This window comes from Pseudomonas aestuarii, assembly GCF_027988105.1.
GTDB classification, from domain to species: domain Bacteria; phylum Pseudomonadota; class Gammaproteobacteria; order Pseudomonadales; family Pseudomonadaceae; genus Aquipseudomonas; species Aquipseudomonas aestuarii.
Map to the genome: position 1 here is coordinate 35,656 of NZ_JAQJZJ010000010.1, position 24,315 is coordinate 59,970.

Annotated in this window: 20 protein-coding genes and 1 pseudogene; 2 read left to right on the forward strand and 19 right to left on the reverse strand. The window is 53.9% G+C overall.

Annotated elements, in window-relative coordinates:
* Nucleotides 1-206: 206 nt before the first annotated feature.
* The 19 genes and pseudogenes from PH586_RS19140 to cysK form a co-directional block, all read right to left on the reverse strand.
* Nucleotides 207-797, reverse strand: coding sequence for an acetyltransferase (locus PH586_RS19140; RefSeq protein ID WP_271349399.1), 591 nt, complete (start codon nucleotides 795-797; stop codon nucleotides 207-209).
* Complete coding sequence (locus tag PH586_RS19145; protein ID WP_271349400.1) at nucleotides 794-1,837, reverse strand: MraY family glycosyltransferase; 1,044 nt, start codon at nucleotides 1,835-1,837, stop codon at nucleotides 794-796. Before PH586_RS19145 ends, PH586_RS19140 begins: the two co-directional genes overlap by 4 nt.
* Nucleotides 1,834-2,808, reverse strand: a complete 975-nt coding sequence (locus tag PH586_RS19150; protein ID WP_271349401.1) for a UDP-glucose 4-epimerase family protein — start codon at nucleotides 2,806-2,808, stop codon at nucleotides 1,834-1,836. The genes PH586_RS19145 and PH586_RS19150 overlap by 4 nt, the downstream gene beginning before the upstream one ends.
* Nucleotides 2,805-3,986: a glycosyltransferase family 4 protein gene (locus tag PH586_RS19155; protein ID WP_271349402.1), complete on the reverse strand. Its 1,182-nt coding sequence runs from the start codon at nucleotides 3,984-3,986 to the stop codon at nucleotides 2,805-2,807. Before PH586_RS19155 ends, PH586_RS19150 begins: the two co-directional genes overlap by 4 nt.
* Entirely contained in the window at nucleotides 3,983-5,020 is a 1,038-nt protein-coding gene (locus tag PH586_RS19160) for an NAD-dependent epimerase/dehydratase family protein (RefSeq protein WP_333908336.1), read from the reverse strand. Before PH586_RS19160 ends, PH586_RS19155 begins: the two co-directional genes overlap by 4 nt.
* 614 nt (nucleotides 5,021-5,634) lie before the next feature.
* Nucleotides 5,635-6,663, reverse strand: a complete 1,029-nt coding sequence (locus PH586_RS19165; RefSeq protein WP_271349403.1) for an EpsG family protein — start codon at nucleotides 6,661-6,663, stop codon at nucleotides 5,635-5,637.
* Nucleotides 6,664-6,716: 53 nt separating this feature from the next.
* On the reverse strand, nucleotides 6,717-7,664 hold the full coding sequence (locus tag PH586_RS19170) for a glycosyltransferase family 2 protein (protein ID WP_271349404.1): 948 nt from the start codon (nucleotides 7,662-7,664) through the stop codon (nucleotides 6,717-6,719).
* Nucleotides 7,657-8,883 carry a polysaccharide pyruvyl transferase family protein gene (locus PH586_RS19175; protein WP_271349405.1) on the reverse strand — a complete coding sequence of 409 codons (1,227 nt, stop codon included), beginning with the start codon at nucleotides 8,881-8,883 and terminating at the stop codon, nucleotides 7,657-7,659. Before PH586_RS19175 ends, PH586_RS19170 begins: the two co-directional genes overlap by 8 nt.
* A 2-nt stretch (nucleotides 8,884-8,885) precedes the next feature.
* Nucleotides 8,886-9,866: a nitroreductase family protein gene (locus tag PH586_RS19180; RefSeq protein WP_271349406.1), complete on the reverse strand. Its 981-nt coding sequence runs from the start codon at nucleotides 9,864-9,866 to the stop codon at nucleotides 8,886-8,888.
* Complete coding sequence (locus PH586_RS19185; RefSeq protein ID WP_271349407.1) at nucleotides 9,863-11,164, reverse strand: flippase; 1,302 nt, start codon at nucleotides 11,162-11,164, stop codon at nucleotides 9,863-9,865. The genes PH586_RS19180 and PH586_RS19185 overlap by 4 nt, the downstream gene beginning before the upstream one ends.
* A 754-nt stretch (nucleotides 11,165-11,918) precedes the next feature.
* Nucleotides 11,919-12,119, reverse strand: a pseudogene (locus PH586_RS19190) (NAD-dependent epimerase/dehydratase family protein); the annotation flags it as partial.
* A 216-nt stretch (nucleotides 12,120-12,335) separates the two neighbouring features.
* On the reverse strand, nucleotides 12,336-12,656 hold the full coding sequence (locus tag PH586_RS19195) for a nucleotidyltransferase family protein (RefSeq protein ID WP_271349408.1): 321 nt from the start codon (nucleotides 12,654-12,656) through the stop codon (nucleotides 12,336-12,338).
* Complete coding sequence (locus tag PH586_RS19200) at nucleotides 12,653-13,072, reverse strand: nucleotidyltransferase substrate binding protein (protein ID WP_271349409.1); 420 nt, start codon at nucleotides 13,070-13,072, stop codon at nucleotides 12,653-12,655. Before PH586_RS19200 ends, PH586_RS19195 begins: the two co-directional genes overlap by 4 nt.
* A gap of 509 nt (nucleotides 13,073-13,581) precedes the next feature.
* Entirely contained in the window at nucleotides 13,582-14,103 is a 522-nt protein-coding gene (gene rfaH, locus PH586_RS19205) for a transcription/translation regulatory transformer protein RfaH (RefSeq protein WP_271349410.1), read from the reverse strand.
* Between the two features lie 377 nt (nucleotides 14,104-14,480).
* Entirely contained in the window at nucleotides 14,481-15,968 is a 1,488-nt protein-coding gene (locus tag PH586_RS19210) for an MBL fold metallo-hydrolase (RefSeq protein ID WP_271349411.1), read from the reverse strand.
* 273 nt (nucleotides 15,969-16,241) lie between these two features.
* Nucleotides 16,242-17,558, reverse strand: a complete 1,317-nt coding sequence (locus PH586_RS19215) for a Wzz/FepE/Etk N-terminal domain-containing protein (RefSeq protein WP_271349412.1) — start codon at nucleotides 17,556-17,558, stop codon at nucleotides 16,242-16,244.
* 671 nt (nucleotides 17,559-18,229) lie between these two features.
* Nucleotides 18,230-19,498 (reverse strand): Wzz/FepE/Etk N-terminal domain-containing protein, encoded by a 1,269-nt coding sequence (locus PH586_RS19220; protein WP_271349413.1) that lies wholly within the window; start codon nucleotides 19,496-19,498, stop codon nucleotides 18,230-18,232.
* A 410-nt stretch (nucleotides 19,499-19,908) separates the two neighbouring features.
* The gene (gene ihfB, locus PH586_RS19225) at nucleotides 19,909-20,193 is read right to left on the reverse strand and encodes an integration host factor subunit beta (RefSeq protein WP_172149193.1); all 285 of its coding nucleotides are present in this window, start codon (nucleotides 20,191-20,193) and stop codon (nucleotides 19,909-19,911) included.
* Between the two features lie 367 nt (nucleotides 20,194-20,560).
* Nucleotides 20,561-21,535 (reverse strand): cysteine synthase A, encoded by a 975-nt coding sequence (cysK, locus tag PH586_RS19230; protein ID WP_271349414.1) that lies wholly within the window; start codon nucleotides 21,533-21,535, stop codon nucleotides 20,561-20,563.
* A 487-nt stretch (nucleotides 21,536-22,022) separates the two neighbouring features.
* Here cysK and PH586_RS19235 point away from each other — a divergent pair, with 487 nt between their 5' ends.
* On the forward strand, nucleotides 22,023-22,868 hold the full coding sequence (locus PH586_RS19235) for an AAA family ATPase (RefSeq protein ID WP_271349415.1): 846 nt from the start codon (nucleotides 22,023-22,025) through the stop codon (nucleotides 22,866-22,868).
* A 142-nt stretch (nucleotides 22,869-23,010) separates the two neighbouring features.
* Nucleotides 23,011-24,189, forward strand: coding sequence for a vWA domain-containing protein (locus PH586_RS19240; protein ID WP_271349416.1), 1,179 nt, complete (start codon nucleotides 23,011-23,013; stop codon nucleotides 24,187-24,189).
* The last annotated feature ends 126 nt before the right edge of the window (nucleotides 24,190-24,315 follow it).

A 24,315-nucleotide genomic window follows, 5' to 3' on the forward strand; every position in this document is an offset into this window, starting at 1 on the left:
CAGCACCGCAGTCCCCTGTAGGAGGCCCGACCTCGGGGCGATAGCGGACAACGTCCGCTCTACAAGCCTCGCGCCCAGGTCACGGAACGCCGCCCGGACCCTCCCACAAAAGCAGCAGACACCGCCAAACCCTGTAGGAGGGCCGTGCCCGTTCCCTACGGGCTCGCGGCATTTCCCACATCCATGTGGGTCACGCGACCCACTATCTAAACCAACCCATCTGCCTGCAATACCGTACCTGGCGCACAGACCACCCCATCGGCAACCACAACCCGATACCCCGCGCTACACCCTGCCTGCAGCCAGGCCCAGGCACCAATCTTCACCCCACCGGCCAACTGCACACCGACGCCAAGATGGGCAAAATCCCCCAGGCTGGCATCGTGATCGACCGTCGCATGGGCATTGACGATAGCGCCCTCGCCAATTACTGCATCGACCCCAACCATCGCCAACGCCATGATCGCCGTGCCCGTACCAATGGTGGCGGCAGCACTCACGCAGGCGCGGGGATGCACGACCGTCACCAAGGGCAGCCCAGCGGCACGAATGGCCTTGACCCACTGTTCGCGTACAGCATTATTGCCAACCGCAGCAATAGCCCCCACTGCGTGGATCGCCAACGCCGCCACCCCTGCCACATCGGACACAACCGGCCAGCCAAAGGTTTCGCTCAGCGCAGGCCAACGGTCATCGACAAAAGCGATCTGCTGCCATTCGCCACTCAGCAGCGCCGCTTCTGCAACCGCCTTGCCGTGCCCGCCAGCCCCGATGATGACCAACGTCCGCTCGCTCATGCCTGCTGCTCCAACTCACCTGCATGGTATTTCACCGCCAGCACCAGCAAAGGCACATAAGCGATCAACAGCCCCAGCAAACCGTCTACCCCGCCAAGACCGACCCAAAGCGCAATGGGCAACAGCCACAGAATATTGATTCCCCCCACGACAAGCGTCACCGGCAAATGCCGACCGAACCGGCGCGAAGCGTATTGGTAAGCATGGCTGCGATGAGCCTCGTACACCTTATCCCCCCGCAACAGACGGCGTAGCAAGGTGAAGGTCGCATCGACGATAAACACACCAAGCAGGATCAACCAACTCCACAGCAACTGCGGCGCCACCCAAGCGGCCTGCAGAGACAACACGCCCAGGGTTATCCCGAGAAAGCCACTGCCCGCATCGCCCATAAAGATCCGCGCCGGCGGGAAGTTCCAGAAAAGAAAGCCCGCTACCGCAGCCGCCAGCAGCATTGGCATGATCCAAACCGTAGCTTGGGCTGGGCCCGCGAAGCCCAACAGCGCATACAGCCCATACAGCAAGGCTCCACCCAAACACACACAAATGGCCTCGACACTGGCGATGCCATCGATGCCGTCCATGAAGTTGTAGAGGTTGAGCAGCCACACCAGATACAGCGCGGCCAGCACATGACCGAGCCAACCCAGATCGACACCGAAGCCAAGCAGCGTCAGAGGCGGCAAGCCACCGAGCCAGAACAATGCCCAGATAGCCGCGGCAAAATGCCCAAGCAAGCGCCAGCGTGCGGCGATATGCCCGTGATCATCGAGAAAGCCCAACACGGCAATACCCGCACCAGCGCCCAGCAACGCCCAGGCCAAAGGCCAAGTGATCAGTTCCATGCCAGCCATCAACGGCAAGGCCAGCAGAAAGCTCACGACAATCGCCACCCCACCACCGCGAGGCGTCGGCACCGAGTGCGAGCTGCGCGCGTTGGGGATATCCATCAGGCTGCGAGTCAGGGCGTAGCGACGCAACGCGCCGGTCACGAAAAGCGAAACGCCGACCACCGCCGGCAACAACCACCAGATACTCATTTAGCCTGCTGTTCCAGAAAATGTTTGGCCGTCTTGCGCAGCGCCTCATCGACGCTGAGCGGCGGTGTCCAGTTGAGTAACTCACGTGTCTTGCTGATATCAACCTGCAGCGAGCCGCACAAGCGCTGTGAAAGTGCCTGTTTACCCAACAGCGCTGCGCCCGTCTCCAGCAACCAACTCGGGACCGGCAACAAGCGCGCCGACTTACCCAAGGCCGCTGCCATTCTGCGCAATAGTTCGCTAGTCGAGAGGTCCTCGCCATCGCTGACCAGGAAAGTCTGATTCGCGGCAGCCGGATGGTCGATGCAGGTCACGATCAAATCGACCAGATTATCCAGGGCAACCAGGCTGCGCCGGTTATGGATGGCCCCAAACGGCAAAGGCACGCGCTTGTACAACCAGCGCATCATATTGAGGAAGTTGGCTTTCACCCCCGGCCCGTACACCAGCACCGGACGGATAATCACTACCTCCATGCCGGTTTCAGTTGCCAATGAACGTAACCCCTGCTCGGCCTCCATCTTGGAGACCCCATACGGATCAGCGGGTGCGGCTTGGGCATCGGCGAGGTAAGGCATACCTGCAGAGGTGCCCTCGCCGTTAACCTTGATCGAGCTGACAAAGATAAAGCGGCGTACACCAGCGGCTGCAGCTTGGCGCGCAAGATTCAAGGAGCCATCGACATTGACCTTGCGGAACTCAGTGAGAGGATCAATGGACTGGTCGTCCATGACGTGAACGCGGGCTGCGGCATGAATCACAACATGCACATTCTCCATAGCCTGCGACCAATCCGTAGTCAGCGATAACTCGCTAACCCTAATGACAGGCATATCTGGGGAGTTCTTACTTGATGCTCTCCTCAGAACAGCCAGAGGCTGCAAACCCTCCGCTGCAATCCGCGTCACCAAATGGCTGCCGATAAAACCCGACGCTCCAGTAACCAATACTCTTGGAGGGAAAGCGCTCATTGAAGCCTCTTGCTAGCGCGTAGAAAATCGACATATTCATCAATAACCAACCCACTCACACGCAGACTGGAAAACTCCATCTCAACTCGTTCACGAGCATTACGACTCATCTCCAGACGCATGCCCGAGTCGTGCAATAAGGTTTTGATTGCAGCAGCAAGTTCGTCAATACATTTAACCGGCACCAGCAGCCCCGTTTTCCCGGCGACTATAGCATCGGACAAGCCATAAATATCCGTACCTATCGCCGGCACGCCCATCGCTGCGGCCTCGATTACCACAGTACCAAAACCTTCTCGATAACTTGGCAAGAGCAAAATGTCAGCAATAGCCATAAATCGCTCCGGCTCGTTTGAAAAGCCCGGCATAATAATTTTCTCTTTTACTGCATCAGTTAGCCCGCCTAAAAACGATTCAATATCCGTTTCAGGAGGACCTAGCAATATCAAGAACGCTTCGACATTCTCAGCGATTATTCTTTGAAATGCCGCTAATAACTCTGCAAGTCCCTTCTCACGAGAAAGCCTACCCACAAACAACAACACCGAGGCGGATGAAGCAATGCCTAATTTCGCTTTAAGTGCTTCTTTATCACTTTCAGAGAAACGCAAGGGGTTAAAGCGCTCAAGATTAATTCCAGCCAGCGAACCAGACCCAAGAACGCCAATCCGCTCTGGTGATGCAATTCCACTTCTCACGATGAAATCTTTCTGAGAACTGCTATCGGCATAGCAATGTGTATTCAAGCGTGCAATCAGCTTATCGCTGGCCTTCGAGAGAAATCGCTTAACACCTGTCAAGCCTACCCAAGGCTGCCCTGTAAATGTATGCAGCCGAACCGGCACACCAGCAAACTTTGCTGCTAGGCAACACAACAGACCAGCCTTCGGGGTTGTCGAGTGTACGATATCAAAATCGGACCGTCGAAAAAAGAACCACAACTTCAAAAGAGCTGAAAAGTCCCTGAACAGCTCGATTTTCCTTGGTATCTCAATTGATACGTAACGACCACCCGAAATCTCGCGATCCAGAGCGGGTTCGCTCGCGACAACCGTCACTTGCGCGCCAGCTTGTACAATGTTGGAAATCTGCGCATGCAGTTGTGTCTCAACAAAAAACGCTACAGTTGAAACCCTAGCCACCTTAATGCCGTGAAGTTTATTCTCAGCTCCGTTCATTGGCGAACACCAACTTCATCGATAAGCACCTCTGCAATGGTTTCCTCCACAACGCGTGTTGGCCGATAACCCAAGACAGACGCTAACTTACTCACAGGATAATGGGTCCGAGATACCAAAGCGTCGACTCGCGAGTGCGACACAGGAAAGCCTTTAATCCATGAGAACGAAGAGGCAATAAACCTCATCACACTCTCTGGCACACGCAAACTCGGAGTAGGAACATTAAGCGCTTTCGCCATGGCTCCCACAACACTTTCCTGGGGACAATCATTCGAAATATTGAAAATATGACCCTTGGCGCGCTCATCGAAGCCACACAACATTATGGCATCAACGACATCGCCGACATGCACATAAGTAGCAACAGCACCGGGTGGCCCCACATAAAAAAACAGTTTCTTTTTTATAATTTTGCCCCACTGGCGTATCGAATTATTTGGCATACCGACACCATACACATTCGATGGGCGCAAAATCGAATAACTGAAAACCTCATCTTCCTCCGCATCGACTATAAGCTCATCTGCCTGGGTTTTAGTGATCTCATACACTCCCACTGGTGCAGGAACAGTTTTCTCCGTCACTGTACGCGGAGCACTGGCTTTACCGACACTTGGACCATAAGCTCCTACGCTGCTTAACTGCACCCAGTGTATTGGCTGCCCTACTACTTTAGCCATATCCTTGGATGCGTGAACCAAACGACGCGTAGCATCAACATGCAATGACTCCATTAGTTTCTCGCTGTGCAACTCACCCGCACAATTAAAGATCACCGAACAACCAGAAACAATCTTATCAAGTAGTAAGTTAGAGTCCAACAAGTCAGCCTGTACAACTTCAATCGCTTCCATATTGCATTCTAGTGAAACAGTTTTATTTCGTGACAGGACACGAACCTGGTGCCCTGCATTACACAAGGCTGCCACTAGCTTAGAACCAATAAAACCAGCACCACCCGTTACCAAAACTCTCATAAGAACAGCCCTAAAAACTGTAACCACGCTAGACTGTGCTACCACACCAGCCATGAAAAGTAATGCTTTACAAATTGCACGCAATAATGATTACCGAAATCAATGCAACACAACAATCAAACTAAATAAAGTGCGTCATACTCCAGCAACATCCTCCCCCATTCACTCTGCCATTTACCTCAACCGGACAATACACGGCGGAGGATGTGCTGGCATTCCCATTAAAACAGGTCGCTCTCCCGATGCGCCAGTGTCAAACTGGTCTTCAGTTACCAGCAAACGTAGACAAAGGCTCACAATACCAGACATACGGCGGCCTCGATCAACTCCCTCGTGCGCGTAGCCAACGCGTGCTAGTACTCTGGCGCTGGCATTGCGAGACAATCCAACAGGCAGAGCATAGGCGGTGCTGTAGATTTTTCATGCGGCAACGTAAATAACCTCGAAATTGGGATATTCATATTGCGCAGCTTGTCTGTACTCCACCAGTTGTTTCGCATGCACTTTGAGTTCAGGTAATAATTGCCACGCCCAGTTTAATGAATGCGCCAAAAGAATTTACGCCTTACCTCTGACACAACAGCTATGCCAATAGCTTTAACAGGGAGGAGAATACGTACAACCTGCCAAACCTGCTCACACGCCCGACTCATACCGATTAAAATCAGTTAAAACAAAAGTGGCGAGCCCAACAATAAATATAAATAAGAAGAAAAACCAAACACAAAAAATATAACACCGAGAAGAAACTTAACCTTACGATCCAGCCGACTCGAAACAATGAAAAAAGATTGGATTACAGGCAACAACAACCAACCAATGAATGCATACCTATTCGAGTAAGCGCCAAACCCAAAGAAAAAATAAGGCATCATCAGCACACAGTAAAACTTCCATAGCGCAATATAGCCTTCGAGATATAAATCCTTAACATGGCACCGAGAAAAATAAAACAAACAAGCCCAAAAAATCGTATACAAGAAAAAAGCAGCCTGAAACCCGACCCAATTATTTGAACCAGACGAGTAATTAGCGATATCATCATAAAGGCTTATAGATAGAAGCCCAGAGACTACGCGAACTAAAACCTCAGTAACCCCAAAAAAATAAAGAACAGCCGAAACGATAAAAGCCAAGAAAACAAACAACGGACGCAAGAACACTAAACAAAAGAAAGGCAGAGCTAAGATAACTGCTTTATGAAAACCAAGCGACACCAGGAAAAACAATGCCGAAGGAATGAATCTTCTTTTATAGAAGAAAAGAATGGATAAGTATAAAATAGGCAATGAAAGCCCCTGCCGTAACCCATTTGTCGTAGCCACGACATACCAACTTGAAGAAAGCATTAGCCCAATCAGTATAAAACAACCTTCGAGCCATTTATTTTTATCAGAAACACAAGAATAAAAATACAAGTAGAAAAAATTAAAAATTAAGAAAACAATCATGAAATACCACTCATGACTATCTGTAATCAAACCAATGCCATAAGTCAAATACTTAAACAACGGCTCGAATCTGCTTACATCAATGACATGCTCAATATCATTAAAAAAACCTGCATAGTTTGCTGTATCTGCACCTACAGATACATCTCTCGTCCCGACAAAAACAGACAGCGTAAGAAAAAACAAGAACAAAGTAAATATTGAAATTAAATTTCTTAAGCTAACCACAGCAAATGCCTCGCACAATCAATTTTTCTTAGAGCCGCTCTACGCTAGATCCACTCGTACTCTACCCCATATTAAGCTTGAGTATGCCTATGCCTCTGCGCAAACATAAGTAAACGTCGAGGTGCCAACTCGAGAGCAAGCAGCAAGAGTCGTAGTTTTAAATACCTGGAAGCTCTCAATTTTTTAATATTCTTGAACGCGCCCTTATTCCCATCCAAACGATAGCCGGCAGCGTTATAAAAAATGCCGGACTGAAGAAACTTAAACGCGCCTTTTTCGTGCGCTTCTTCAAGAGCACCTGAGAAAATCACCTCATCCAGCCACAATAGATAATAAGGTACTTCGCCACTATAATTACGATTGCTTCTACACTGCGCATCCTGATTATAGCGCGCACAAACTCTATCACTGTAAACCAGACTTTTTTCGATTGATGCTTTTATCCAAATATAAACATCTTCGCCTTTTTTTATACCCTCCGGAAACCCTCCCATGCGTATCAATAGATCACGAGGCAAACACGCCGTAGTACTGTTTACAAGGGCCAAACTTTTAGAAAACGCCTCAAAAAACTCCTCAACTACACCAGTAAAACCTAGGGAACAGAATTGAGCCGGATGGTATTTTTTACCACCGCGCCAAATTTCGTGAGCAACGCTGTAAACTCCGCGCCCAGGGTAACTATCAATTAAACAATTCAATTCCTCTAAATGCCACGGATACCAATGGTCATCAGCATCAAGGAAAGCAATATAATCTCCCTCGGCCTCTTGAACCCCTCTATTACGCGCAACTGATACACCTTGATTTCCTTGCTCGACAATTTTTATGCGTTGATCCGATACCGAACGAGCCTGCTGGAGACTAGTATCAGTAGAACCATCATCTACGATGATAATTTCAAAATCAGTAAAGGTTTGTTCTACAACACTATTCAGTGTAGAAACTATATGACTATCTTTGTTATAAAGAGGAATAACGACTGAAAATCTTTTACGACTACCCATTTTCTCAACCATTGTTTCCCATCCTTGCTTTTACTTCACTTGTCGCCAACTCAACCCGCCTACGCCATATAGGGAGTTTGCTTTCAAGATAAGCCTTGATTTGCGCTTCATTTTCTATCAAGTAATCTAGGCCAGCCATCAGGGACGCAGCCGACAACTCTGGTGTTGGCAATACAACCGGCATATCTCCTAGCAAATCTTTATTGATCCCTTTCGCCTTGACGCTGTAGGCAATCGACAACGTTGGAACGCCACTGGACAACGCAGCAATCGTCGCATGTGTGCGTGCACCGATGAAACAACGCAATTGACTGATAACCTGCTTGATCTGCGAGGCATTGAAATGAGCGGGCATGATGGTTACAGAATTACCAAGTGCCGCAAGCTCCGCGAGCATGTCGGCCATATAGACTGCGTCATTATTGTTTTTATTCCCATCGAGCGGAACCACATGCGAAACCAGCAAAACACTAAATTCTTTGTCAACTGCGTCACGAATGAATTGAATGGTCTCTGCCCGAAGATCCTGATCATTACTTTTGTAACGTTCGATCAGCGGACTAATATTTAAACCTATCACACCATTACTACTTTCTTTAGGCCAGAACAGGGTGGTATCCACTACTTCTTTAGCTAAGGTAAAGGCTGGATCGGCCATTTGAATAACATTATTCAGACCCAACGTTTCGGTCAGATAGCTATAAGTGATACTTTCCCTGGCTGCAATAAACGACATACCGGTCAAGTGTTGCCGAATGGCCGAAACAAAATGCGGTTCCGCTTCAAACGGCCCAACTGAAGCACCCCAGATAAAAACAGGCTTACCCAAGCTCATTGCCAGTTGGTCAACCCCCATCAACAACGAGGGCAAGCGATAATCCAGCGAGTAGTTATCACCACCAATGGACAGCACAGCATCGACATTGTTGATCTCGTCGCGCAATTTTTTAGGGAACGGAAACGGCCAACCCGCCTTTTTCAAAAACTTAAACGGTAGTCGTTGAAGATGGACCCAGTACTTTGTATGAGCAGGCAGATAGGCCTCAACAAAAATAACGCCCTGCTGACTGGCTTCGGGCCATTGTTGCTTATCACGCAAAATATCATCTGACGGGACTAGTACTTCAACCTTGCCGAAGGTCTGATTGAGCATCAAAACAGTGCTGCGAACAATGGCTTCACAACCACGATTGCCAAAGGTGCGTTGACCGGTTAAATAAAATCTGTTCATTATTAATCCAAAGCTGTGTAAAAATCGCTAACAGGGCGTCTCGCCGAATAACATACTTTTAAAGTATCACGCGGCGCACCAACTGCCAACATCATTAAAACAGTATGCTCATCTTTAATATTTATAAGTTTACGCAATTTCATATCATCTAAAGGCCCCTTACTCCAATTCAAACAGCACGATGCAAGCCCTAGAGAATGAAGCGCCCAAATAATCGACATTGAAAACATACCTCCGTCAATCCAGTGCTGATAACGCTCACCAGCAGTGTCAAAGGCTGATAGATCCGTGCAAAGAATCAGCAAGCAGGGGATCTCATGGCCAAAGCCCCGATTACCATTTTGTAGTGACAAAGCTCTATCTATTTCAGCCCGAGTGTTAAGACAGTACACGAATGAAGCCTGTCTATTGCACACTGATGGTGTATTAAGAGCTAAACCAATAGCCTTTTCGACGTCTTCGCTTGAGACGGCTTTACTATCAAAATCTCTTACCGAGAACCTGGACGAAAAAAAATCTTCGGGGTTATATAATTTCCCCTTTTGTAAAAAAGCCACACTTTTTTCAAGGATACCTCCTTCATCAGAGGCTAATTTTACATGTCGTTCCCAAAAATTAATTATTCTCTCGGCCCCACGATCATCCTCAACAGCAGCCACTGCTATAAAATCACCTAAAACCTTCAAACCAACTTTTTCATGATACGTATAGTTATTACTTTTTTCCCAAGATTTTTGGAGATGATTAACAAGATCATTCGCGGCACCCCAGCCGGATTTAGCTTCACGCTGCCGAAAACTTAAACTCTTTTCAAGCCGATGATATATTTTTACAGCTTTATAATCCCTAACCGACGCCCTGCCTCCAAAAGCCCACCCGGCATATTTAAAGTACCTATAAAAATCATATAAGTAACCAAAAAAAGCATACCCAATATCTCTTACAGGCCTGAGCACATTCTTTACAGCAACATTGAACTTCATACCGCCGCACCCGTATCATTAGAAAACACAGCCCTAGCCCCCCAAAAATAAATCAAAAGCAAAACAACCTCACTTACAACAGTAGCAACCGCAGCCCCCATTACCCCGTAAGTTGGTATCAAAAAGAAATTCAAACCTAGATTTATCATGGCAGTTACCCCCATGTAATAAACCTTTCTGTGCATATTATTTTGCGTTACTAGGGTAGAACCTACACTGGTTGCTACAAAACGAACTGGAGCAGCCAGAGCCAAAATGCTTAAAGGCAACACAGCGCTCATATATTGCTCACCAAATAGAAGATGTACACCCCAAGGGGCTAGTAGCCATATAGCCAACATCGATAATAAGCCCGATACCAGCATCACCCAATTCCCGGCTCGGTAGACTTTGTAAAATCTCTGACGGTCATGAATGGCCCAGCGGTGTATTTTCGGCAGTAAAAATTTTTGATAGATCACGCTGGGCAACATATAGACAGCAGCCATAATGACGAAGGCTACGTTATAGATACCGGCTGCAGCATTCCCTGCGATGTACTTGAGCAGAATAATATCGCTCTGAAAGTAAATTAGGTGAAAAACACCCGCCAAACCAAATGGCCAGGATTGTACAATCACCTCTCTTATACTGGCGATTGCAACTGGCTGTTCTGCTTGAACGTTTTTTTCGCCATGCCCTTTAAGCGCCAGCTGGCCGCAATACATGCGCCACATGAAAAAGGCACCAAGAATAAACACACCAATGGATATTACCGTATAGGCATAGGCAATATTCCACAGCGTCAGCAACTTAACCATCGCCAAAAACAGCATAACCACCAACAGCAAGCGCAATAAATGCGGCAAGAATTGCCAGATCGCCAACGCGAGATAACGCTCTTCCAGTTGCAGTTTGGCACTGACCAGTTCTACTGCAACCTGACCCAACAAATAACTAGAGAGCACTATTAGCAGGCCGCGTGTGGTTACGTCATGCGGTCCGAACGCAGCCCAGGCCAGCAATGCTGCAAGCACCAGGCATGTGGTCACCAATGCGTACTTGAGCGAACCGCGCAGCCAACGTACTGCCTGCCATCCTTCCTGCCCAAACACCTTGAGCCAGAAACCACCGACTCCAAAGCTGGCCAGCGGTGCCACTAGTATCACCACGCCTAGAGCGGCTGCAAACGCCCCCAACGTGGCAGGCCCAAGCGCACGTGCCAAGAGCACCTGGGTAAAAAAGGCACATCCCGCCCCCAAAATCGAGCCTAGCCACAGCAGCGAAACAGCTTTAACTGCTTGTTTTTTTCCCATCATCCTAGTTTCATTTATTCTTGCTTGGTTTATGAGTATATCGAGAGCTGGTGATCACAATTAACCACATAAAGGACTTCGCCTAAATTTAGCTATACGTGATTGATTGGTGTTGCCCGCCACTACAATGCGATGCTTGCCAAACACCACTGTATGCGGTAATCAACATAACCAAGACCGATGATGGCAAGTTTTAAGTCATCTAAGAGTTGATTGTAAATACCGGGATAATTGAATCAGCACTCACGCGACCAATACTAATCTGCGAGGTTCGGCCATAAGATCCCTCTGTAAGTACGCTGCTTCACTTGATGCATTTGATTGCTTGATCGGGACGCGGACTGAAATTGAAAAAAAGCGCTCAACAAATCAAAAAGCTTCGCGCCGGGGCGTCCCTCCTACAAGTACGGGTCCAGCACGCGCCAGTGGAGGATTGCTCTCAGACACGCTACCGCCCCAAGATTTACCGTCGGTTTCCTGAGAACGTCAAAATCATCAAATTTTACTGGCGGTGCCAGGGTGTTGCCTTGATCTCGGCCTGTGCCGCGCCTAATTCAGTTCTTGACGATGCTTACCAACGGCATGCTGATCTGTTGCTGACGGTTGAGCATATTGAGCAGCAGTATCACCCGCTGCTCACCATCCATTGTCACGAAGACGGCGTCCAGCTCGGCAAAGCCACCTTCGGTAATGCGCACGCTATCCCCTGCTTCGAGGGCCAGTTTAACTGGGGGCCGTTGTACGTTGTTGCAGGCGCTCGATCAAGTTCGCTGCGGTCGCAGATATCCACTCGCTCAAAGGCATAACGCTCGCTGTCGCTAACGTCGAGCAGGGATTCAAGATTACCGGCATAAGTGAGTTTATCGAGGTTGACCACGCTATCGGTGGTGCTGTCGATGATATGGCGAATGACCGCAGAGCCAATAAAGCCGGCACCGCCGGTGACAAGAATTTTCATGATGTTATGCAGCGATCCTGGGTGAGGAGAGAGTTAAAAATTTTGTTTCTCAATTCACATCTGTAATGAGGTTGACTGAGTAAAAAGCTTTGCGGATAAATCCGCTCCTACGGGGTTTATGTACTTGTTTTAACTAGGCGTAGCAGGGCCAATAGCCAATAACTGTGCCGTCCAGCACCGCGCCGAGGTCGGCCCTCCTTCTAGAAGGTAGAAGGGTTACGCCTGCCGCTCATAGAACGGTACGCCTACGCGCTCGATGTGTTCGAGTAACGAGCTATTGTCGATTTTGTGCTTTAGCGAAATATCCACCATCCAGGGCAGTAACAGGTCGTCTATCTGGTTCTCGATGGCTAGCAGCTGCGTGAGGGTAAGCTCTTCGCCTTCTATGACCAGATCGATATCAGAGCCGGGTCGATAGCTGCCCTTGGCGCGTGAACCGTAAAGCAGTACTCGCTGGATCTGCGGCCAACCCTGGAAAACCCTGCGTAGCTTTTCGACTGCAGGCGTCGGCAGACCGAAGCTAAGCGCCTCAGTCATGCCTGGTCAGCCAGATCTTGCATGTGCTTGTGCAGCTGCTGAAACAGGTCGTGGTACTGCGCCACGATCTTGCCGGCGATCTCATTGGCGACCGACTCGTTGTACGTGTGTGCTGTCTGGTTGCGGCTTTTGATCATTTCCATCCAGCCTTCGCCATCGGCGATCACTCCTTGCTTGAATGCCGTGCGAATGGCATCGCGGGAACCCGTGATGGCAGGGTTTCCCTGGTAGAGGAAGTAGTCCTTCATCAGGTTCCAGGCCAGTTCAAAGACAAATTCAAAAGCCTGAATCAGCCCCTGTTTTTCCAGCTCGCTCAGTGGTCGTGATTGAGCCAGCTCCACCGCTCGGGTCAATTGAGCAAATGCCCGGCTGTAGTTGAGCAGGCGCTGTTGCCAGCGAATATCTTGATCAGTCATGGCGATGGACGTCTCTATTTAAGCTAGAAAATGGGGCTTGCGCTCAAGCATTACCGTAGGAGGCGCTACCTCGCGGTGATTGGCGGGCATGGCCCGCCCAACAAATAAAAAAAAGCATCGCGTCGGGGCGGCCCTCCTACAAAAACAGCTGCACCAGCAACCCCCTGTCGGAGGGCCGTGCCGGTTCTCGAAATGTTCCCGACATTTTTACTACCTTCCCCCATCCATGGGGGGCGCCTACGGGCTTGGGTCTTTTCCACATCTATTGTGTGGGTCACGCGACCTGCGGTGAAGACGGACGACGTCCGTCCAACAATCAAAAGCATCGCGCCGAGTCACGGAACGCCACTCGCCCCTCCTGCAAGAGCATGCGCGGGTAGAGGTTTGATCTGCATCAGGCACGCTACCGCCCCAAGATTTACCGTTGGTTTCTTGAGAACGTCACAATCTTCAAATTTTACTGGCGGCGCCAGGGTGTTGCCTTGATCTCGGCCAAAGCCGAGGGGTGTTCAGTTCTTGACCACGCTCATCAGCGGCATGCTGATCTGTTGCTGGCGGTTGAGCATGTTGAGCAGCAGTATCACCCGCTGCTCGCCATCCATTGTTACGAAGACGGCGTCCAGCTCGGCAAAGCCACCTTCGGTAATACGCACGCTATCCCCAGCTTCGAGGGCCGGCTTAAAGGAGGCCGTTGTGCGTTGCTTCAGGCGCTCGATCAAGCGATCATCGAGTCGCAGCGGCATACCGCCGAAACCCACTAGGCGACTGACCCCACGGGTCGAGCGCAGGGGCGCCCAGTTGGCGTCGCTGGCCAGCTGTATGAATAGATAACCGGGAAACAGCGATTCGGCGATGATTTGCCGACTGCCACGCACGATGCGCTCACAGCTGTGCTGCGGCCGATAGCAAGTGTAGCCCTGGCGCAGCAGGTTCAGTTCTGCGCGCTCATCCTGGCGGGGCTTGCAGTGCACGAGGTACCAGGCCGGGGCCGTATCTGCGATGCAGCGGGTATTGGTAGCGCTTAGGTTCATATGGATAACAAGCAAATCGGCGCAGCATCTGCACACCGACAGTTCACTCCTGTATGCAGCTGGCCTGGTTGAGCCGGTTGCTGGATTCGTTTCAGCCTGGCCAGCCGTGAGGATGACCAGGGAGTCGTTTGGCCTGTTGAGGCCACATGTGTCGGTGTTGCCAGGTGCCGGTTAGGGGGGCAGCCTGTGGGATTGCCTAGCTGCTCGTGATAGCCATCGGGTGGTGCGTGCCTGTACCCGCTGAAAGGGCGCATTTCAATGATGGGTTACGGCGCGTTTGTTCTGCGGGCAGCAGGTCAATGTGTGGGCGCCTAACCCATCCTACGGTCTGTAGGTGCGACTTGGCGGCGTTCCGCCCGCCCCCTCCTGCACGGTAATCATTTGTTTGCACCACTGGGAATTAATAGCTCCAGGTTACGTTGGGTCTGCTGATAGAGCGCCTTGAGGCGTTCACCGAGTTCGTGCTTGGCGCCGGTTTCGCCGTGGACGATACGGACCTGGCTGGGCCAGTCGCGCATGCGTGTGACGAAGCCCAACAGGCCTTTCTGATCCGCGTGGGCCGAATAGCCGCCTATGGTATTGATTTTGGCGCCAATTTTGTAGCGCTCTCCATCTAAATCCACGTAACCGCCGCGCCCACCATACATCTGGATCGCCCGGCCAGGTGTGCCTTGGGCCTGGTAACCGATGAAGAGTACATCGTGCCGGGGATCGTGGAGCATGGCTTTCAGGTAATTGACAATTCGACCGCTGCTGCACATTCCGTTCCCGGCGATGACAATTGCCGGACGAGCGGTAGCTGTCAGGTGACGCACCATGGCCAGGTGGGCCTGGTGGCTGTCGACGGTCAGCAGTTGCTCGAAACCCAGCGGCTTGCGCCCGCGCTTGACGCGCTGCAGCGCTTCGTTGTCCCAGAAGGGTTTCAGCTCGCGGTAGACCCGGGTGAAACGGCTGGCCAGGGGCGAATCGAGGATGATCGGCAACGCCGGCCAGTCGATGCCCGGATCTGCATCATCTTGGCGGTTAACCGTTGCCTCTTCACGGCTCCCCTGCCCTTTGCCATCGAGCTTTTTGCTGTGGATGATGTCTTCGAGTTCGTAGAGCAATTCCTGGGTGCGGCCGATGCTGAAAGCGGGGATCAGCACAGTGCCGTTGTTGGCCAGGGCTTGTTCGATGACGCCTTCCAGACGCTGGCGGCGGGTGCGGCGGTCTTCGTGCAGGCGGTCGCCGTAGGTGCTCTCGATCACGAGGATGTCGGCGCGATACGGCGGCTTGGGTGCTGGCAATAGCGGCGCATGGGGCGCGCCCAGGTCACCGGAGAAGACGATGCGTTTTTTATCGCCGGATTCGGGGTACTGCAGGTCGATCTCCACATAGGCCGAGCCGAGGATGTGCCCGGCGCGCTGCAGGCGGATACGGCAAATCAGGTTCGCGCTTTCGTGCAGGCTGAACCAGGTCTTGTAGGGCAAGGCGATGATGCGCTGCTCGATCAGCTTGAGGTAGCGCTCGACCTGCTTCTGATCGCGGCTGAAGCCCAGCTTGAAGGCGTCTTCCAGGACGATGGGCAGCAGCTTGGCCGACGGCTCGCTGCAGAGAATCGGCCCCTTGAAACCGGCGGCCAGCAAATAGGGAATGCGTCCGACATGGTCAATGTGCACATGGGTGGCGACCAGGGCCTTGATCGTTTCCAAGGGGAACTCGATGGCCAGGCGATCGGCAGCGGACTTGCCTTCGGCCGAGGTTTCCGCGCCCTGGAACAGCCCGCAGTCGATCAACAGGCTGTGTTCTGCGTCCATCAGCAGTTGATGGCAGGAGCCGGTCACGCCGTCTTTAGCGCCATGGTGGAGGATGTCGGGGTAGTCCATGTGATTGATCTCTGTTAATCCATTAACGATGGCCGGCGATTGCAGCTTTGCCGGATGCGGTCCATTGCTGCGGTCGAGACCGCTTGTGTGAACCCAGAGTTTCGCAGCTGAAACCACTGCTGCCCCGCGCCTGCATACTCAGGAGCGGGGCACGCCGTCTTTGCCGTATTGGCGGTCTAGCCCGCCCCGGCACAATCGGTAGATCATTCGGGGGCGCCTCTGCCCGGATCGCCGGAATGCCGGACCACGGCAAGAACCAGGAGCCCCTTGGGTCTATAGGCTGTGTGCAGGCTCTCGAGCTGCTTGCGTCTGGGCGAAAGTCTCAGGTTTACGCTGCAACATATTGCGCAGCAGGGCGATGAACAGTCCGAGCATGCCACCCAGCACCAAACCCAAGGCCAGAATCAGGGCCTTCTTCGGTTTGATTGGTTTGATCGGCTGCATCGCCAGCTGGTCAACAGTGGCCAACTTGAGGGTTGAAACATCGACTTCAAGGTTGCGCAAGCGTGCGGCTTCCTCACGCCAGCTGGCCAACTTCTTGAGAAACAAATCCTCATTCTCACGCTTATTGAGCACTTCAATCTGCCGATTGTTCGCCAGCAACTGCAGTTCCTTGGCGATCTGCGCGACACGCGGCTCGGTGAAGTCGTCGGAACGGCGTTGCAGCAAGGCATTGCGTTCGGCCTCGAGCGCTTCACTGCCCATGAAATAGAGCGGTATCTGCTGGCTGTTCACCTCGGTGCGGATCACGCTGCCCTGCGAAACCCGCTCGCCCTCGCCCAGAGCCGAAGGGGTGGTTGGCTTGACTATGCCAAGGGTCTTGGCGATGCGTATGGATTCATCCAGTTGGGCAATGCGGTTGTTGCGACGCGTCTTGAGCTGCTGGCGCAGGGCTCTGAGTTCGTCTTGCAACTCTGCACGTTTGAGGTTGTCGGCTTCAAGTAGCGCGGCAATCCTCGATTCCTTAGTCGCTTCATAGCTGGCGCGCGCCGCGGCGATTTGCAGCTCGAGTTGGTTCAGGCGATTCTGAATGACCACGGCCAGGTCGGCGGCGATACGCTCGCGCTCAAGCTGAACACTGTACTCGACCAGGCCATTGACCAAGGCGACGCCGTTGACGTCCTCGGGATAGGTCAACTGAATACCAACGTAAGCACTCAGGTTATCGGTCTTCTTCGTATCGGGCTGGAGCATCTTGAAGGCTTGCTGGTTGAAGACTTCGAAGGTCTGCTCGAGGCTGCGATTGGACCGGCGCAAGCTTTCGAACAAGCCCTGATTGGCGCGAAAGAACTCAAGACGGGTGTCGTAAGACTCCAGGGTTGCACCGACACGCCGCATGGATTGGCCTGGAGTGAGCTTGTAGACACCCGTGCGGTTAAGCGCATCGAGGTCCTTGATGAGCGCCGGGCGCAGCACGCTTTGCACTTGGTATTCAGGCGTCGCCAGGAAGGCATATGCCGCTGCCATCAGGCCGACCAGCAGCGTGATAGAGGCAATCAGCAGCTTTTGCTTCCAGAGCGCGCGAAAAAGCGCAGCCAGGTCGATTTCATCACTGGAGGTTTGCGGTATCGCCTGGGAAATTGCATTCACGATCAAGATCCATCTTCGAAAAGGGCTTCACTAATGTACCGGCAGGCAGACCACGATATTTGCGCTACTTTCTGCTTGGGCCATTGCCCGAGAGCATGTGGCAGCAGGGCTTGCGTCAATCCTGCCAGCTGAGACAGCGCGGCATTGTGCCAGCAGCGTATGACATTACAAGTCTTGACAGCTATCTTGCGGGCACAGGCAGATAGACGGGGAACTTGTGATGCTAGTCACTGCCGTCGAGTTGTTGTGTCTTGCGCCTTGCACCGCGGGTGTCTGTCGGTTCGCCTGGGGCGCAGCTGGTTGCGCAACGGCCCCTGTATCCAGGTAGGGCGGACTCAGGAGCGCAGCGAACAGTCCGCCGTTTGTGCGCACGGCCACGGCGTACTGCTGCGCGAGTACGCCCTACGGTCTGTCGGTTTGTCTGGGCGCAGCTGGCTACGCAACGCCCCCTGTATCCAGGTAGGGCGGACTCAGGAGCGCAGCGAACAGTCCGCCGTTTGTGCGCACGGCCACGGCGTACTGCTGCGCGAGTACGCCCTACGGTCTGCCGGTTTGTCTGGGCGCAGCTGGCTGCGCAACTCCCCCTGTATCCAGGTAGGGCGGATTCAGGAGCGTAGCGAACAGTCCGCCATTTGTGCGCACGGCCACGGCGTACTGCTGCGCAGTACGCCCTACGGTTTGTTGGTTTGCCTGGGGCGCAGCAGGTTGCGAATCAACGCTACGAAGATGCCCAGCATCAGGCCGCCGACGCCACCCAAGGCGATGATCAAGGCCTTCTTCGGCTTGACTGGTGCAAGCGGTTCGAGTGCGTGCTGATCCAGCCGTACCAGCTTTAGTGCGCTGGTATCGAACTTGATCCCCTTGAGTTGCGCCGCCTCCTGGCGCCATTCGGCCAGATCCTTGAGGTAGAGATCTTCGTTCTGGCGCTTCTCGAGAATTTCCACCTGGCGGTTTTGCTTCAGCAGCGTCAGTTCCTTCTCGATCTCGGCAATTCGCGGTTCGATGAAGTCGTCCGAGCGGCGTGCATTCAATGCCTCGCGCTCGGCCTTCAGAGCCGCGCTACCCATGAAATAGAGCGGAATTTCCCGGCTGTTTACCTCCGTACGCACCACTTGACCCTGACGCTGCGACTCAGACATCGACGAGGGGGTGGTTGGATTATCGATACCCAGCGATTCAGCTATCTGGATAGCCTCGTCCAGAACAGCGATGCGCGACTGCCGCCGGGTTTTCAACTCGCTGCGCAAAGCGTGGAGTTCGTCCTGCAACTGGGCGCGGGTCAGCGTGTCCTGCTCGAGCAGAGCGGCTATCCGTGCCTCTTTGCTCGCGGCATAGCTTGCTCGTGCCGCGTTAATCTTCTGCTCGATGTTAAGCAACCGATTGGCGACCAGCACCTTCAAGTCCGAGTCTATTCGCGCCCGCTCAGTCTCCAGCACAAAGGTGACGAGACCGTTGACCACTTCCACTCCCTCCACGCCCCGCGGATAGGTCAGCGACAGCCCAACAAACTCGCTTTGGCCAGCGGCTTTTTTAGGGTCGACTTGCAGCATGGTGAACGACGTTCGATTGAATTCTTCAAAAACCTGTTCAAGCGAACGGCCCGGCTCGATCAGACCGCTGAAAAGCGCCTGATGATCTCGAAAGAACGCCAGGCGGCTTTCGTAAGATGAGAGCCCTGCCCCCACGCGGCTGAGCGCTTCAGATGGGGTCAAGTCGTAAACGCCAGTGCTATTCAATTCATCGAGACTACCACGATCAACCGGCCGCAATATGCTCTGCACCTGGTAGTGCGGCGTGGCCAGAAACGCATAGGCAGCTGCCATAAGAGTCACCAAAGCAGCGACAGCCAGGATAAGAAACTTTTGCTTGAACAGGGATTGAAACAGTTCGACCAAGTCGATCTCGTCATCGCGAAAGGAGCGCGGGGGGTTGTCTTGCATATTCAGGGAGACTCCAAAGCAAAATTTTCTATTGCTTATCCCTAAGCCGCCTGCTGAGGCCATTACCCGGCCAACAGAATAGATATCCATATACATCAAGAGGAAATATGGCAGCTTTTTGCAAAAAAGGTTCCGTGAACCCTGCAAATTTGCGCGAAGCAGAGCAAAAGGCCGTTAATTCATGACTGAACTGCGAATTGCGCTAAAAAAGCAGGCCAATAAACTGCTGCCATGAGTGAAGATGATTGATCCGCGAGTGCAGGCTGTCAGTCGCCGCAGGCTGTGGGCCATAGGTTCAGTGGCGCCAAAGAAAAAAAAAGACGGGGTGCATTACGCTTCGAGCGGAATGCTGTCGCGCTTTTCACAAGCCCTGACACGCAGAAATGCGCTTGGACAGAATGCGCACTGCCCTACTCGTCTTCATTGACCCGATCACGCAGCTCTTTGCCCGGCTTGAAGTGCGGGACAAATTTGCCGTCGAGGCGAACCGAATCACCCGTTTTCGGGTTACGCCCAACACGCGGCGCGCGGTAGTGCAGAGAAAAACTGCCGAAGCCGCGGATTTCAATGCGGTCACCCGTAGCCAAGGCTTGGGACATCTGTTCCAGCATGGTTTTGATGGCCAGCTCGACATCTTTGTTTGAGAGCTGCCCCTGGTGGGTGACGATCCTTTCGATCAACTCCGACTTGGTCATGTTTTTCCCTTCTTTTTCAAGCGGCTAGATCACTCGATAGAATGGTTTTAGCACGCTGCCCAGCATTTGAACAGCCCGAAAATCAATGGATTAGGGCGGATAGCGGTGTTCGTTGCCTTTGAAGAAGGGCCGACCTCGGCACGAGGCTTTCGATTGTTGGGCGGACGTTGTCCGCCATCGCCGCCGGGCGCGTGACCCACATGGATGTAGGAAATTCCGCAGCCCGTCAGCGACCCCCATGGATGAAAATGTAGTAAAAATGTCGGGAACATTATTGAGAACGGCCGCAGCCCTCCTGCAGGCGATTGCGGTGCCTGCTGCTGTTGTCGGAGGGCCGGGCGGCGTTCCGCGACCCGGCGCGATGTGATTACTGCTGCAGTTCCTGTTCGCTGAACATGTCGCTGAACAGCATGCTGCTCAGGTAGCGTTCGCCGGAGTCGGGCAGGATCACCACGATGGTTTTACCTTGCATGGTCGGTTCGGCGGCAATGCGCAGGGCGGCGGCCATGGCGGCGCCGCAGGAGATGCCGCAGAGGATGCCTTCTTCACGCATCAACCGCTGCGCCACAGCCTTGGAATCCTCGTCGCTGACCTGTTCGACGCGATCGACCATGCTCAGGTCGAGGTTGTTCGGCACGAAGCCGGCACCGATGCCCTGGATCTTGTGCGGACTGGGCTTGAGCTGCTCACCGGCGATGGTCTGGCTGATCACCGGCGAGCTGATCGGCTCGACCGCCACCGAGAGAATCGGCTTGCCCTGGGTTTGCTTGATGTAACGCGACACGCCGGTGATGGTGCCGCCGGTGCCGACGCCGGAAACCAGCACATCGACCGCGCCATCGGTATCGTTCCAGATTTCCGGGCCGGTGGTTGCTTCGTGGATCGCCGGGTTCGCCGGGTTGTTGAACTGTTGCGGCATGAAATACTTGGCGGGGTCGGCGGCGGCGATTTCCGCAGCCCGTTCAATCGCGCCTTTCATGCCCTTGGCCGGTTCGGTCAGCACCAGCTCGGCGCCCAGAGCCTTGAGCACCTTGCGCCGTTCCAGGCTCATCGAGGCGGGCATGGTCAGCAACAATTGATAGCCGCGCGCCACGGCGACGAAGGCCAGGCCGATGCCGGTGTTGCCCGAGGTCGGTTCGACGATGGTCATGCCGGGCTTGAGTACTCCCCGCTCCTCCGCGTCCCAAACCATGCTGGCGCCGATCCGGCATTTCACCGAATAGGCCGGGTTGCGCCCTTCGATCTTGGCCAGGATGGTCACGCCAGCCGGGCCGAGGCGGTTGATCTTGACCAGCGGGGTGTTGCCGATGGTTTGTGCGTTGTCTGCGAAAATGCGGCTCATGGCGGTGTCCTTGTGCTTACTGCCGGGAGAGGGTCTGAGAACTTGTGAAAAAATCTTCACTTACTGCGATTGCTTCAAACATCGGTAGTCCGCTCGGGGCGTAGGGCGGTTCGGGCGGCGTTCCATTCGGAGGTAGGGCGGCTTCGGCGCGCAGCGACAACCCGCCAGCTTTCTGCCGCGCCACTGAACCACGGTGCACTGCCTGCGGCGAGTGTCACCCTACGGATCGCCAAAAACGTCGGCTGCGGCGTTGCGCTCGATATTTTCACAAGCTCTGAAGCCTATGATGCTCAGACTCAGCCGTCCAGCGCGGCGCACACCGATTGCGGCGCCAGCCGACGGCAGTGACGCGCGAAGCGTGACCCGCCATTCAGTGACTGAATGGTGCGTCTACGTTCACAGTCACCAAGGCTGCGCGGTATAGTCGCCTTTTCAAATACTGAACCCGCGGGTATTGCCCGACGCGTTACCGTTCGAGGATTTACCGATGAAGTTCGAAGGCACCCAGTCGTATGTCGCCACCGACGACCTCAAGCTCGCGGTCAACGCCGCGATTACCCTGGAGCGTCCGCTGCTGGTCAAGGGCGAACCTGGCACCGGCAAGACCATGCTCGCCGAGCAACTGGCCGAGTCTTTCGGCGCCAAGTTAATCACCTGGCACATCAAGTCCACCACCAAGGCCCATCAGGGCCTGTACGAGTACGACGCGGTCAGCCGCCTGCGCGATTCCCAGCTGGATTCCGACAAGGTCAACGACGTTCGCAACTACATCAAGAAGGGCAAGCTGTGGGAAGCCTTCGAGGCCGAGGAGCGGGTGATCCTGCTGATCGACGAAATCGACAAGGCCGACATCGAGTTCCCCAACGACCTGCTGCAAGAACTCGACAAGATGGAGTTCTACGTTTACGAGACCGACGAGACGATCAAGGCCAAGCTGCGCCCGATCATCATCATCACCTCGAACAACGAGAAGGAGCTGCCGGATGCCTTCCTGCGCCGCTGCTTCTTCCACTACATCGCCTTCCCAGACCGCGTGACCCTGCAGAAGATCGTCGATGTGCATTACCCGGACATCAAGAAGGATCTGGTGGCCGAAGCGCTGGACGTGTTCTTCGACGTGCGCAAGGTGCCGGGCCTGAAGAAGAAGCCCTCGACCAGCGAACTGGTCGACTGGCTCAAGCTACTGATGGCCGACAACATCGGCGAAGCGGTGCTGCGCGAACGCGATCCGACCAAGGCCATCCCGCCGCTGGCCGGCGCCCTGGTGAAGAACGAGCAGGATGTACAGCTGCTTGAGCGCCTGGCGTTCATGAGCCGTCGCGCCTCACGTTAAGCGACGCACCTGTAGGGTGGGTTAGCGAAGCGTAACCCACCAACCGGCCGACAGACTGGCCACAGCGATGCCTGCGGCATCGATGGTGGGTTACGCCGCTGCGCGGCTAACCCACCCTACGGATACCAATGAGGGCGCACCTATGCTGCTCAACCTGTTCAATGAAATGCGCGCGGCCAAGGTGCCGGTGTCGGTGCGCGAGCTGCTCGACCTGATCAACGCGCTGAAACACAACGTGGTGTTCGCCGACATGGACGAGTTCTACTATCTCGCCCGGGCGATTCTGGTCAAGGACGAGCGCCACTTCGACAAGTTCGACCGGGCCTTCGGCGCCTACTTCAAGGGCCTGGAAAACCTCAACCAGCACATCGAGGCGTTGATCCCCGATGAGTGGCTGCGCAAGGAGTTCGAGCGCTCGCTGAGCGACGAGGAGCGCGCCAAGATCGAATCCCTCGGTGGCCTGGACAAGCTGATCGAGGAGTTCAAGAAGCGCTTGGAAGAACAGAAGGAACGCCACGCTGGCGGCAACAAGTGGATCGGCACCGGCGGCACCAGCCCGTTCGGCTCCGGCGGCTTCAACCCGGAAGGCATTCGCGTGGGTGACGCAGGCAAACGCCAGGGCAAGGCGGTCAAGGTCTGGGACCAGCGCGAGTACAAGAACCTCGACGACCAGGTCGAACTGGGTACGCGCAACATCAAGATCGCCCTGCGCCGTCTGCGCAAGTTCGCTCGCCAGGGTGCCGAGGATGAACTTGACCTCAGCGGCACCATCGACCACACGGCCAAGGACGGCGGCCTGCTGAATATCCAGATGCGCCCGGAGCGACGCAATACGGTCAAGCTGCTGATTCTGTTCGACATCGGCGGCTCGATGGATGCCCATGTGAAGGTCTGCGAGGAGCTGTTCAGCGCCTGCAAGACCGAGTTCAAGCACATGGAGTACTACTACTTCCACAACTGCGTGTACGAGTCGGTGTGGAAGAACAACCTGCGCCGCAGCTCCGAGCGTTTCGCCACCCAGGATGTGCTGAACAAATATGGCGCCGACTACAAGGTGGTATTCGTCGGCGATGCGGCCATGGCGCCTTATGAGATCACCCAGGCCGGCGGCAGCGTCGAGCACTGGAACGAGGAGCCGGGCTACGTGTGGATCAAGCGCTTTATGGAAAAGTACAAGAAGCTCGTCTGGATCAACCCCTACCCCAAGGACGCCTGGGGCTACACCGCCTCGACCAATATCATGCGCGAGCTGCTGGAAGACAAGATGTACCCGCTGACGCTGCAGGGGTTGGAAGATGGCATGAAGTTCCTGTCCAAGTAGTGCGGGCGGTTCAACATATAGCCCAGCAGATGCAGGCATAGGCCGGTCCATTCGGCCCGTAGGGCGGGCCGGGCGGCGGTCCGTTCGGAGCGCAGCGACAGCCCGCCAGCTTTGCGTCGCACCGGT